Source organism: Lentimicrobium saccharophilum, assembly GCF_001192835.1.
GTDB classification, from domain to species: Bacteria; Bacteroidota; Bacteroidia; order Bacteroidales; family Lentimicrobiaceae; genus Lentimicrobium; species Lentimicrobium saccharophilum.
The window spans coordinates 766,255-779,075 of sequence record NZ_DF968183.1 but is presented as its reverse complement, the minus strand read 5'-3'; the positions used below and the strand labels follow the sequence as shown (position 1 = coordinate 779,075).

At 46.6% G+C, this 12,821-nt stretch carries 10 protein-coding genes; 2 read left to right on the top strand and 8 right to left on the bottom strand.

What is annotated here, in order from left to right:
- Positions 1-53 precede the first annotated feature (53 nt).
- The 5 genes from TBC1_RS15035 to lpdA form a co-directional block, all read right to left on the bottom strand.
- Positions 54-773 carry an LOG family protein gene (locus TBC1_RS15035; protein ID WP_062044691.1) on the bottom strand — a complete coding sequence of 240 codons (720 nt, stop codon included), beginning with the start codon at positions 771-773 and terminating at the stop codon, positions 54-56.
- 111 nt (positions 774-884) lie between these two features.
- Complete coding sequence (gene uvrA / locus TBC1_RS15030) at positions 885-3,758, bottom strand: excinuclease ABC subunit UvrA (protein WP_082189661.1); 2,874 nt, start codon at positions 3,756-3,758, stop codon at positions 885-887.
- Between the two features lie 6 nt (positions 3,759-3,764).
- Positions 3,765-4,793 carry a lytic transglycosylase domain-containing protein gene (locus TBC1_RS15025; protein ID WP_082189660.1) on the bottom strand — a complete coding sequence of 343 codons (1,029 nt, stop codon included), beginning with the start codon at positions 4,791-4,793 and terminating at the stop codon, positions 3,765-3,767.
- 141 nt (positions 4,794-4,934) lie between these two features.
- Positions 4,935-5,477 carry a dTDP-4-dehydrorhamnose 3,5-epimerase gene (gene rfbC, locus TBC1_RS15020; protein ID WP_062044689.1) on the bottom strand — a complete coding sequence of 181 codons (543 nt, stop codon included), beginning with the start codon at positions 5,475-5,477 and terminating at the stop codon, positions 4,935-4,937.
- A 51-nt stretch (positions 5,478-5,528) separates the two neighbouring features.
- Positions 5,529-6,920 (bottom strand): dihydrolipoyl dehydrogenase, encoded by a 1,392-nt coding sequence (gene lpdA, locus TBC1_RS15015; protein WP_062044687.1) that lies wholly within the window; start codon positions 6,918-6,920, stop codon positions 5,529-5,531.
- Between the two features lie 206 nt (positions 6,921-7,126).
- On the opposite strand from lpdA, the gene TBC1_RS15010 reads away from it, so the two are divergent.
- A complete protein-coding gene (locus TBC1_RS15010) occupies positions 7,127-8,776 on the top strand; it encodes a serine hydrolase (protein WP_062044685.1) in 1,650 nt (549 codons plus the stop codon).
- A 106-nt stretch (positions 8,777-8,882) separates the two neighbouring features.
- Here the strand turns inward: TBC1_RS15010 and TBC1_RS15005 are convergent, their stop codons facing one another.
- Positions 8,883-9,350 (bottom strand): Lrp/AsnC family transcriptional regulator, encoded by a 468-nt coding sequence (locus TBC1_RS15005; RefSeq protein WP_082189659.1) that lies wholly within the window; start codon positions 9,348-9,350, stop codon positions 8,883-8,885.
- A 183-nt stretch (positions 9,351-9,533) separates the two neighbouring features.
- Here TBC1_RS15005 and TBC1_RS15000 point away from each other — a divergent pair, with 183 nt between their 5' ends.
- A complete protein-coding gene (locus tag TBC1_RS15000; RefSeq protein WP_062044683.1) occupies positions 9,534-10,736 on the top strand; it encodes an aminotransferase class I/II-fold pyridoxal phosphate-dependent enzyme in 1,203 nt (400 codons plus the stop codon).
- 234 nt (positions 10,737-10,970) lie between these two features.
- Here the strand turns inward: TBC1_RS15000 and TBC1_RS14995 are convergent, their stop codons facing one another.
- Together TBC1_RS14995 and TBC1_RS14990 are read right to left on the bottom strand one after the other, a co-directional pair.
- A complete protein-coding gene (locus TBC1_RS14995; protein ID WP_062044681.1) occupies positions 10,971-11,870 on the bottom strand; it encodes a hypothetical protein in 900 nt (299 codons plus the stop codon).
- Positions 11,871-12,196: 326 nt separating this feature from the next.
- A complete protein-coding gene (locus TBC1_RS14990) occupies positions 12,197-12,817 on the bottom strand; it encodes a TetR/AcrR family transcriptional regulator (RefSeq protein ID WP_062044679.1) in 621 nt (206 codons plus the stop codon).
- Positions 12,818-12,821 lie beyond the last annotated feature (4 nt).

The following is a 12,821-nucleotide window of genomic DNA, read 5'->3' as shown; positions in this document are numbered from 1 at the left end:
GTTTGTTTTTTGTGATTAATTATCCGTAAAAAAGACCTGATTCCCGGCAAGTCTCAGAAGTTGGGCTTGAGCGCGTATTTATTGTAATACTCTTCAATTATTGCAGTTGCTTCTTCGGCAGTGTCCACCAGGGTAAAGATATCAAGGTCGGTGATGCTGATATTTTTTTCTGCCAGCATATTGTGGTGAATCCAGTCAATCAGGCCTTTCCAGTAATCCGTAGAAACCAGGACGATAGGAAATCTGACGGTTTTATGCGTCTGGATCAAAGTAATTGCTTCAAAAAGTTCATCAAGCGTGCCAAATCCGCCCGGTAATACGATATATCCCTGAGAATACTTCATGAACATCACTTTTCTGACAAAGAAATAATCAAAAGTGATGAGCTTATCAGGATCGATAAAAGGGTTGGCGCTTTGCTCAAAGGGCAATTCTATGTTGAGTCCCACTGATTTGCCTCCGCCGAAATGGGCGCCTTTATTGGCGGCTTCCATGATGCCGGGGCCACCGCCGGAAATGATACCAAATCCTTTTTTAGTGAGGAGGTAAGCGATCTCTTCTGCCAGTTTGTAGTATTTCTGATTGCTTTTTGTGCGCGCCGAACCAAAAATCGTGACACAGGGGCCAATCCTGCCCATTTTTTCAAAGCCGTCGACCAATTCAGCCATTATTTTAAAAACAGCCCACGAATCGCTGGTCATGATCTCATTCCAGCTCTTCGGCGTTATAGCTTCCCTGATCCTTTCCTCTTCGTCAATTCCTTCAGCGTACATAGTAAAATTATAATGATTAAAAATCTGTTCAGAGATTTAAAAAGGCTGTAAATATAGTGCTAACCTGACTAATTATCAAAAAAAAATGACAAAGATTAATATGGAATAATGTTATCTACTCAGTTCCTCTTTAATATATTGACTTGTAATACTTTTTGAATTCAGGGCGATTTTTTCAGGCGTCCCTTCCGCTACAATCAGCCCGCCGCGTTTTCCTCCGCCAGGCCCCAGGTCAACAATGTGATCGGCTACTTTGATCACTTCCATATTGTGTTCGATGACCAGAACCGTATTGCCCCTGTCAACCAGACGGTTAAGTACGCCCAGCAGTACATTCACATCTTCGAAATGCAGTCCGGTTGTTGGCTCGTCCAGGATGTAGAGGGTTTTTCCGGTGTCCTTTTTCGAAAGTTCAGTGGCCAGTTTCACCCTTTGCGCTTCACCACCGGACAATGTGGTGGATTGCTGTCCCAGGGTGATGTAACCAAGTCCGACTTCCTTGAGCGTTCTGATTTTCTGAAGAATAAACGGTATGTTTTCAAAAAATTCCACGGCCTGATTGATGGTCAGGTTTAACACGTCATTGATCGATTTCCCTTTGTACCTCACTTCCAGCGTTTCGCGGTTGTAACGTTTGCCCCCGCATGATTCGCATGGAACCTGAACATCCGGGAGGAAGTTCATTTCTATTACCCTGACCCCTGCGCCCTTGCAGGTTTCGCAACGTCCACCCTTTACATTGAATGAAAACCTGCCGGCCTGATATCCCCGGATCTTTGACTCCGGAAGCGAGGCAAACAATTTTCTGATTTCATCAAACACCCCCGTGTAGGTCGCCGGATTGGACCTGGGCGTTCTTCCGATCGGCGATTGATCTATCTCAATGACTTTGTCAAGATGCTCCAGCCCTTTGATACTTTCGTAAGGTAGCGGTTTCTTGTCGGAACGATAGAAATGCCGGCTCAGGATGGGATAGAGCGTCTCATTGATCAGCGTTGATTTTCCGCTTCCGGATACCCCGGTAACACAGATAAACAGGCCCAGGGGCAGTGTAAGGTTAACATGCTGAAGATTATTGCCTGTGGCCCCTTTCAGTACAATCCGATGGCCATTGCCCCCGCGCCTGACCGGTGGAATGCTGATCTGCTTTTTCCCGTTCAGGTAACAACAGGTGATGGACCTGCATTGCAGCATCTCTTCAGGCGTGCCTGTCGCGACAATCTTTCCGCCGTGCCGGCCTGCGCCGGGGCCGATATCCACGATGAAATCCGATGAGAGGATCATATCCTTGTCATGTTCCACCACAATCACGGAATTGCCTATGTCGCGCAGGTCCTGCAATGCTTTGATCAACCGCTGATTGTCACGCTGATGCAGGCCTATGCTGGGCTCGTCAAGAATATACAGAACGCCGACCAGTTGTGAGCCGATCTGTGTAGCCAGCCTGATACGCTGGGCTTCACCGCCCGACAGGCTGCCGGCTTTCCTGTTTAAAGTCAGATAATCGAGGCCGACATCGAGCAGAAAACGAATACGGGTCCGGATTTCCCTGACAATTTCATGGGCCACCGCCCGCTTTTTTGGGTCAGGAAAGGTGTGCTCATTTTCAAACCACTCGTCAAGCAACGTAAGGTCAAGGGATGAAAGCTCGGCAATGGTCTTTCCGTTGATTTTGAAATTCAGCGACTCTTTCTTCAGCCTGGCGCCCTCGCATTCGGGACACTGTCTGAGGTTCATAAAGTTTCCGGCCCACTTTTTTACCGCTCCCGAACTGCTTTCAGCAGCCTGATTGGTGATATAGGTAACGATGCCTTCAAAATTCAGCGAATAGGAAGAAGTTACACCAAGGTACTCGTTCTTTACCCTGAGTACCTCATCCGTTCCGTAAAGAATGGCATTGATGGCCGCTTCAGGAATTTCATTGATGGGTGTGTCGAGGGTAAATCCGTATTTTTCGCCCAGGGCCTCGATCTGTCTGAATATCCACGTTCCTTTGGCCTCTCCCATGGGTGCGATTCCGCCCTTACGGATATTCCTGCCGGGGTCAGGAATTATCTTCTTTATGTCAATTTCGGTTATTGTGCCCAGTCCGTTGCAGTGAGGACAGGCGCCGTAAGGTGAGTTGAAGGAAAACGAGTTGGGCTCAGGCTCATCGAACGAAAGGCCTGTAGCCGGATCCATCAGTTTTTTGCTGAAATACCGCTCCTTTGAATCCTGAAGATCGATCAACAACATGCTGCCTTTGCCGTGACGCATGGCCGTTTGCACGGATGCCTGAAGCCGTTCGGTCGATCTGCCTTTTAAACTGATCTTGTCGACAACCAGTTCGATATCATGGGTTTTGTAACGATCAAGCTGCAGCCCGAAACTGATCTCGCGCAATTCACCGTCGATGCGCGCCCTCAGGAACCCCTGCCTCCGCATCTGTTCGAACAGCTCTCGGTAATGGCCCTTGCGGCCTTTGATCAATGGGGCCAGCAATAGAACGTCTTTTTCGGCATAATCGCCGCGTATCAGCTCTATGATCTGCTGTTCTGTATATTTCACCAGGGGCAGCCCGGTAACCGGAGAAACGGCATCAGAAGCCCTGGCAAAGAGCAACCGCAGAAAATCGTAAATTTCAGTGATGGTTCCGACCGTAGACCGGGGGTTTCGTGAAGTCGATTTCTGCTCAATGGAAATAACCGGGCTAAGTCCGGTAATTTCATCCACATCAGGCCGCTCAAGATTGCCGATAAACTGCCGGGCGTATGCCGAAAAGGTTTCCATATACCTGCGCTGACCTTCGGCATAAATGGTATCAAACGCCAGGGACGATTTTCCGCTTCCGCTCAGACCGGTAATGACAACAAGCTTATTTCGCGGGATGCTCAGGTCAATGTTCTGCAGGTTATGAACCCTTGCCCCGAAAATCTCAAGCCTCGGATCCGTGGTTTCTTCTGCGGCAATTTCTGTATAATCTGTATTCAAATCTCTGCTGATCATGATGGTCTATTCCCCTGCTTCTCCCGATGAGGATTTGTCAGGCCAGATGTCTGCCTTACGGCCAAAAATTTCCTCTCCGTCCTGCAATCCTTTCTGCAGCCAGCTATACCTTGTGTATCCATCCTCGGGTAAATCAAATACATAGCTCTTGCCAGGAGTTACCTTCAGCTGGTCTGTTCTGAGCCAGGGGTTAAACTCCTTGAGGATGCGGTAATTTACTTTCTGCCGGGCTGCAAAGTTAATGAGATCCGTAATATTTGTATCAACAACGACTGAAATGGTTTTAAATGGGGGATACAAATCCTTCTCGCGCAGATAGAAACCGTAAGCTGTCGGGTCTTCATAGATCAGTTTCAGCGCCAGTATCCTGAAAATATACCGTGAAGTCTCCTGGTTGAGGTAAAGGTCATAAAAATTGTCTGCAGATTGCCTGGAAACTTCCCGGGTTATCCTGCCCTGTCCGGCGTTGTAGGAAGCAGCGGCTAGGGTCCAGGTGTTCAGCTGCTTGTAGGCTTCTTTCAGGTAACGGCAGGCGGCCTCGGTTGACTTTTTGTGATTGTATCTTTCATCCACCTGCTCGGTCACCTCAAGCCCGTACTGGCGACCCGTCTTGTCCAGAAACTGCCAGAAACCGGCTGCATTCGAGGGGGATACCACGTTCATAAGCCCGCTCTCAATCAAAGCGACATATTTGAAATCATCGGGAATGCCATTTGCTTTCAGTATGGGTTCAATCACCGGGAAATAGCGCGCTGCCCGTTTCAGCAATAATATGGTGTTTGAGTGCCAGTATGTGTTTACCAGGAGTTCGCGGTCAAGCCCCTCACGTACGTAATACAGATCCATCGGGACAGGCTCGCCGGCAAAAGAAATTTCTTCAGGTAAAGGTACCGCATAAGCCCGGTTGTGAATTGAGAATTGCTCTTTGTATTGCTCATCGTGTTTTTGACCGCCCGGTATAAAACGGAGTGATACAAATACAGCGGCAATAAGAACGATCGCGCCGAGGATCGTGATGGTTATTTTTTTAGTCATAATGAATCAACTTAAACGAAAAAGTGGCCTTTTAAAATTAAACGAAATTAAAAGCCTGTTATTACCCGGGTTGCCGGTATATATATTGAATTGCCGGGCAATAACTCCAACCCCATGCATGGCTGCTGGACCGTTTGTATTTCAGAAAATATTCCCGAGATCCCTGAAAAGCGGCGCAGCCTGATCTTTGGGCGAGAGTACCGGAATGATATTCCCCCAGTTGATATTCAGGTCGGTATCATTCCAGCGTACACTGCCTTCGGAGGCAGCGTTATAAACGTTGGTGCATTTATAAATGAATACGGTATTGTCTTCCAGAGAGATAAATCCGTGGGCGAAACCGGCGGGGATCCAGCACATCCATTTGTTTTGGTCCGTGAGTTCTACGGAAACCCATTTGCCGAACCAGGGCGAGTTTCTTCTCAGGTCAACGGCCACATCAAGCACGGCTCCGCTGACCACCCTGACCAGCTTGCCCTGGGCATAGGGCGGCTTTTGAAAATGCAGCCCTCGAAGCACCCCCTTCATCGACCGGCTTTCATTGTCCTGCATAAAATCCGCACCGATTCCGGCGGCAGTAAAATCGCTACGGTTATAGGATTCGAAGAAATACCCGCGGTCATCGTTATAAACCCTGGGTTTGATGATCAGAACATCCGGAATTCCGGTTTTTACGATTTCCATGGCAGATAGGAACTTCCCCGGGATACCGGAGAAGTTCCGGAGAAATATTTATTAAATGTGGATTACTTCATCATAAGCCGCGGCAACCGCTTCCATCACAGCCTCCGACATGGTAGGGTGGGGGTGGACTGCTTTGATGATCTCTTCGCCGGTGGTTTCCAGTTTGCGGGCTACCACCACCTCAGCGATCATCTCGGTTACATTGTCGCCGATCATGTGCGCCCCAAGCCATTCACCGTATTTTGCATCGAAAATAACCTTTACAAAGCCCTCTTTCGATCCGGCCGCGCTGGCTTTACCCGAAGCGGAATAGGGGAATTTCCCGACCTTGATCTCATATCCTGCTTCCCGGGCTGCTTTCTCGGTCATGCCCACCGAAGCAATTTCGGGCTGGGTATAGGTACATCCCGGGATGTTGCCATAATCGAGTGGTTCAACATGCTTTCCGGCAATTTTCTCCACACAGAGAATGCCTTCATGCGAGGCGACATGCGCCAGGGCAGGGCCATGAACAATGTCACCAATGGCATATACCCCGTCAACACTGGTTTTGTAGAAATCGTCAACTACAACCTTGCCCTTGTCAATGGCAACACCGGTTTCTTCAAGCCCGAGTCCTTCAAGGTTCGTGGAAATACCAACCGCCGAAAGCACTATTTCCGCTTCGATGATTTCCTCCCCTTTTTTCGTTTTAACGGTAACTTTACAGAGTTCACCGGAAGTGTCAACCGATTCAACCGTGGAGGAAGTCATCACCTTCATACCGGACTTTTTAAAACTGCGCTCCAGTTGTTTTGAAACCTCTTCATCTTCGACGGGAACCACATTGGGCATGAATTCAACCAGGGTCACCTGGGTGCCGATGGTATGATAAAAGTAGGCAAATTCCGAACCAATGGCGCCCGAGCCGACAACGACCATGCTCTTCGGCTGTTTGTCAAGCGTCATCGCTTCCCGGTAGCCAATGATTTTCTTACCGTCCTGCTTTAAGTTGGGCAGTTCCCGCGAACGGGCTCCGGTAGCCAGGATGACGTGATTAGCCTGATAATCCGTCTTTTTGCCTCCGGCATCTGTTACTTCCACCACTTTGCCGGATTTTAGTTTCCCGGTGCCGGCAATATGATCTATTTTATTTTTCTTGAATAGGAACTGAATGCCTTTACTCATCCCTTCGGCCACACCCCGGCTGCGTTTTACCATTGCCTCAAAATCTGCCTTGATATCGCCGCTCACCGAAACGCCGTAATCGGCAGCATGGGAGAGGTATCCGTAAACCTGGGCGCTCTTTAGCAGGGCCTTGGTAGGGATACATCCCCAGTTAAGGCAGATTCCGCCAAGTTCCGCGCGTTCAACAACGGCAACTTTCATACCCAATTGTGATGCCCTTATGGCGGCAACGTAACCGCCGGGGCCTGAACCGATTACTATTACATCATAATTCATAGCTGGTGAATTTATTATTCAGATTTGCAAAATTAAGAATTTACACGGCTTCAACAAGCGGGGATTGGTTTTGTTTATAGTTTAATCAATCACATCAATTAACCGTAAAACCGGCAGCGTAATCAGGGATTAATATTCCCTTATGTCATTGTAACTTCATGATGGCCGGTGACGTCTAAAATTCATTACTAACTAAACCAGGCAGTATGAGAACCCGATTTTTTACCAGCGTCGTTTTTCTGATTTTAATGATTGGCTTATTCAGCAACAGTATGATGGCTCAGAATACAGAAGCGGTCATGGATCAGATTATTGAAAATGTTTATAAACCCGGAGAGCCCGGGGCAACCGTACTGGTGGCAAAGAACGGTAAGGTAGTTTACCGCAAAGCGTTCGGCATGGCCAACCTTGAACTTAGTGTTCCTATGAAACCTGAAATGGTTTTTGAGATAGGATCTATTACCAAGCAGTTTACGGCCGTTTCAATCCTGATGCTGATGGAACAGGGAAAGCTGAGCCTGAATGACGACATTACAAAGTTTATCCCGGATTATCCCACTCAGGGACACAATATTACCATTCATCACCTGCTGACACATACATCCGGTATAAAAAGCTATACCGGCATGCAGGAGTGGCAGCCGCTGTGGCGTAAGGATATGAGTCCGGCCGAAATGATAGATGTTTTTAAAAACCAACCCATGGATTTCGCGCCGGGAGAAAAATTTCTCTACAATAATTCAGCCTATTTTTTGCTGGGGTACATCATTGAAAAAGCTTCCGGACTTACCTATGAACAGTTTCTGGAGGATAATATTTTCAAGCCATTGCAGATGAATAATTCCTATTATGGCAGCCAAAAAAAGATCATTCCAAACCGGGCCGCCGGTTATCAGCATCAGGACGGATTCACCAATGCGGAATACCTGAGCCTCACACAGCCATATTCGGCAGGCTCCATCATGTCCAACGTGGATGATATGCTCAAATGGCAGAATGCCATCAGGGGCAACAAGCTGGTAAAGGCAAGTACCATTCAACTGGCTTTCAAAGGATACTCAACCAATGACAATAAGCCTTTTCATTATGGTTACGGCTGGGGGTTGAATGAAATCAACGGTTCACCCACCCTGGAGCATGGCGGAGGAATTTTTGGTTATACCACAAATGGAATCTGGCTTCCCCGGGAAGATGTATATGTTATTATGCTTACCAACAGGGACGATTTGGCACCGGAAGGTATTTCGACAAGGCTTGCCGCCGTGGCCATCGGGAAGCCGTTTCCCGTAATAGCCGACGGTATTGAGCTGAAGCCGGAGACTGCAGCTGACCTGACGGGTTGGTATGCATTTGAGGATGGCTCATTCCGCAATATTATTTACGAAGACGGTGTGCTCTACAGCCAGCGAAAGGGCTCTTCACGTTTCAGGTTGATCCCGCTGTCAGAATCCAGGTTCGCATTCGAAAATTCCCTGTCGATGCTGGAATTTGCTAAAAACGAAAACGGGATTCATTCGGTTGTCTTTAAAAACAGGATCAATGAAATCAGGGGCGGGAAAACCGATAAAATACCTGAAGAGAAAAAGGAGATTACGCTCAGCCCCGAACAAATGCAGCCTTTTACTGGCGAATATGAAATACAGCCGGGCTTCAGCCTGGTGGTGACACTTGAAAACGGTCACCTGATGACCCAGGCAACCGGACAGGCAAAATTTGAAATTTACCCTGAATCGGAAGTGAAGTTCTTTCTGAAGGTGGTTGACGCGCAGATTGAGTTTCAGCGGAACAAAGACGGCGTGGTGGATTCGCTGATCCTTTTTCAGAACGGGGCTGAGATCAGGGCTATAAAGAAATAATCCTGAATTGCGGACAATGTAGAGTTTCCGTGAGGCATTTTTTAATGCCGGCATTATCCTGATAACTTTATTTATAGGTTATCAGGATAATTTTTTTAAAGTCTGCTTAAATCCCGAGCTCCCGCTCAAAACCTGTTTCAAGCGAAATAAAAGTTTCCGTAAAGGTGATTTCAGGTATGGACTGGATCTGTTCCACGATTACCTGCTTCAGGTGCTCGTTGTTACGGGTGAAAAGCTTGACCAGCAGCGAATACTTCCCTGAGATATGATGACACTCGACGATTTCGGGAATTTTCTGGATTTTTTTAAATACCTCATCATGGGTGGAGGTGGTGGTCAGGTTTACCTGAATTCCGATAAAAGCGCAGGTCTGATAACCAGCCCCCTTCGGGTTCAACCGGAGTGATGAGCCGGCAATCACCCCGGCCTCCTCCATTTTGGCTACACGCTGATGGATGGCCGCTCCGGAAACCTTGCACCGCCTGGCTACTTCAACAAAAGGCATGCGTGCATTGGTGTTCAGCAGATTGATGATTTTACGGTCTAGATTGTCAATATGAAAGTAATGGTCCATGGTTTGTGTTATGTAAATTTCATTTTTATGCAAAAATGCATAATTGGATTAGAATATTGAAAAAATATCCCGGAATCTGATAAAAAATATTATATTTGATTGATATTTAGTGTGATAATGATATTTTTGTCACAGGATTTTTTCCCGTTCTGCATAAACATTCACCAACCAAAATAAACAACCATGAAATTCGATCCTGCCAACCAGATTCAGGACCTCCGTCAGTTCGGAGAGTTCGGCGATGTTAATCCTTCGGTCTGCGATTCAGCCACTTTTACCTTTATGCAGGCCAAAACCATGTTAGACACCTTCCACGGAGAGGCAGAAGGCTGTTTTCTTTATTCCCGTCACTGGAATCCCAGCAACAAGTATCTGGCCGATGCCATGGCTGCCATGGAAGGTACCGAAGCCGGCTGGGTAACCGGCAGCGGGATGGGGGCCATCACTTCAACGATTCTTCATCTGATCAAATGCGGCGATCACATCGTTTCGAGCATTACCACCTATGGCGGAACATTTGCCTTTCTGGCAAACTATCTGAAAAAATTCAACGTGGAAGTTTCCTTTGTGGATATTACAGACCTTGCTGCTGTGGAGGCTGCAATCCGCCCCAACACAAAGCTGATCTACACGGAAACCATGACCAATCCGCTATTGCAGATTTCTGATATCCCGGCCCTGGCTGCCATAGCCAATAAGCATGGAATCAAGCTGGTGGTCGACAATACCTTTACCCCGATGATTGTCAGCCCGGCCAGGTTGGGCGCCCACGTCGTGGTTTACAGCCTTACCAAGTTTGTGAACGGGAAGAATGACTGTGTTGCCGGAGCCATCTGCGGTACCAATGAGTTCATCAATTCAATGATTGATGTAAACGACGGAACAGCTATGCTCCTTGGGCCGGTACTCGATCCTTTCCGCTCTTCATCCATTCTGAAGAATATCCACACCCTGCATATCCGCATGAAACAGCATAGCTACAATGCGGCTTTTCTTGCCGAAAAATTCACTGCAGCCGGCATCCGGACGATATATCCGGGACTTCCCGGTCATCCCGGACACAACCTGCTGAAATCCATGATGAATCCCCAGTTCGGTTTTGGCGGGATGATTGCGATTGATATGGAAACGGCTGACAGGGCTGCCGAACTGATGGAAGATATGGAGCTGAACGATGTAGGTTACCTGGCCGTTAGTCTTGGCTATTTTAAAACCCTTTTCAGCAATTCGGGGAAAAGCACTTCAAGTGAAGTGCCGGAGGATATTCAGCGCAAGATGGGGCTTAGTGAAGGACTGGTGCGTTACAGCGTAGGTCTCGACAACGATATTGAACGGACATGGGAAAGAATTGAGGCAAGCCTCAAAAAGGTTGGGTTCATCCGGTAGTTCTGTGACCTGATTTATAAACCATTACTAATGAAGAGGCCGCTTCAATTACTCTTTTTAATAATTTTAGATTTCTTTGTATTGATTTGCCAGATATTGAACAGAGAATTCCTGAAAAGAACAATTTCTGTAAGATGACAAATTTTAAATACAACTTCTGAGGTGGCCCCTTCTTTTTTTAGTCAGGCTCTTTGCCCTTTTTACTATTTATCTGATTTTTCTTGCCTTATTTTGCTATTTCATTTTCCCCTGTTTAAATGGAATAGTCAGACCCAACCAGGGAAGTCCGACTAAAGCCTCCATGCTTTCGATTATTGGAATAAAGAGGCCATAGTCTATACCTACAGTTTTGGTCAGGGTGCGCCCACCAAAAGAAAAGAGCAATAAACTTTCATTTTCAATTCTGATAAAATAATTTTCAGACAGTATATAACCCTTTGGCCCCGTTCTGGCCATAAAGCCAATGTTTATCATTGGCGATTTTGCCCAGTTCCCCGCTGCAAAGCCATAGCCCAGGCCCAGTGTAATATTGCTGTTTCTGTTTCCCAGCGTTCCTAAACCATAGGCAATTCCGAAACCTGCATCCTTCTGAAGACCAACATTGCCCGCAAGCAATCCGGCGCCGATATTGAATTTGTCTTTTATTACCGGTAATGAAAATTTGGGAACCACCCAAACAGGAGAATATTCAATTGCGTCTGCTCCGAATAGAAAAAGGGGGATCAGTCCGAAGCCGAGAGAAAAATAATCGGTAATTCCAAAACTTGCCTGATTCCATAGTATCCAGATGTTTTGGTAATAACCCTCACCTTTTTTTAAACCATACCCGTTCGGCGACCAGAAATACCTGGACGATTGGGTATTTTCAAGCCATAACTTACCCTGAACTATCTTTTCAGGGGTAAGTTCAGTTATCTTGACTATATCTTCTTTTGCAATAACCAGTTTGCCGAACTTCTCAGTTAATAACTCAAGTTTCTCCTGGTTTTCAGAAATTATCCTTCCTGAAAACTGATTACCGTCCGAGGTTTCTATCAGATATATCTTTAATGTATCCTGTTGTTGGGCAGAAACCGGCACCGTTCCGAATAACAGAAACAGGGTAAAAACTGTTATCAGATGTTGAGTTTTCATATCTCATATCTTTTACATAAAGATAGGGAATTCCCGGCAGGAAAACAAATACTATCGTTTCATTTTCAAATAATTGCAGGTTACTGAATTCAATTCATGAACTTGCTGGTTTCTGCCAGTAATAGCCGGAAAGTACAAGACAATAAAAATGATATGATTTAGCTAACGCTTCTCCTGTTGTAATTCATTAGCCTATATGCCAGGTGGAGCCGCTGACTGACCGGATTATTTGCGTGTGCTGCAATATAAATAAAGTTCAGGCGAATGAATTTGCATGTATAATTGAGCTTTAATGCTGCCCTTAAAGGGCAAATCTGTGTGGAAATCTATTTCTTCTTAAAATTTCCGGGATATATTCTTTGAATCAGAAAATCGAGCTGGTTTTCAGTAGTTTCCATAAATTTCCTGTAGTCTACTGGTTGCAGACGATTGTTGTAGAAAACCAGCATCCCGGCGACTCCGTTTCTCAGGCTGATTTTGAGCATTTCCGCATCCTGCGCTGATATTTCCCCACTGCTGATCATTTGTTCAATGTCATTCTGAATAATCCTGTCAGTAAACAGGTAGATCATCTCCGCCGTGGGTTGCCGGGCCCCGATATCGTTCATGCGTTCAAGGTAGAATAGCTCAAAAATTCCGGGATATTGCGTAAAGTATTGTATCATCGCCCTTATTCTTACCCGTAGGCGCACTGACCCGGGTGTTTGCTGATCCGACTGCTCGTCTGCAAATGCTTCGCATTCCGACATAAAGTCTTTGACACAGATAAAGATCAGTTCATTCAGATCTTTAAAGTAGTTGTACATCGTGGCAAACGAATAGCCTGCCCTTTCGGCGACAGTCCTGACATTCACCGCCTTTAACCCTTCTCCTTTCAGCGTCTCCTTTGCAGCGTCAATAAAGTATCCGCGCATTCTTTTTTCCTGAAGCTCTTTGTTGCTGACCATAGTG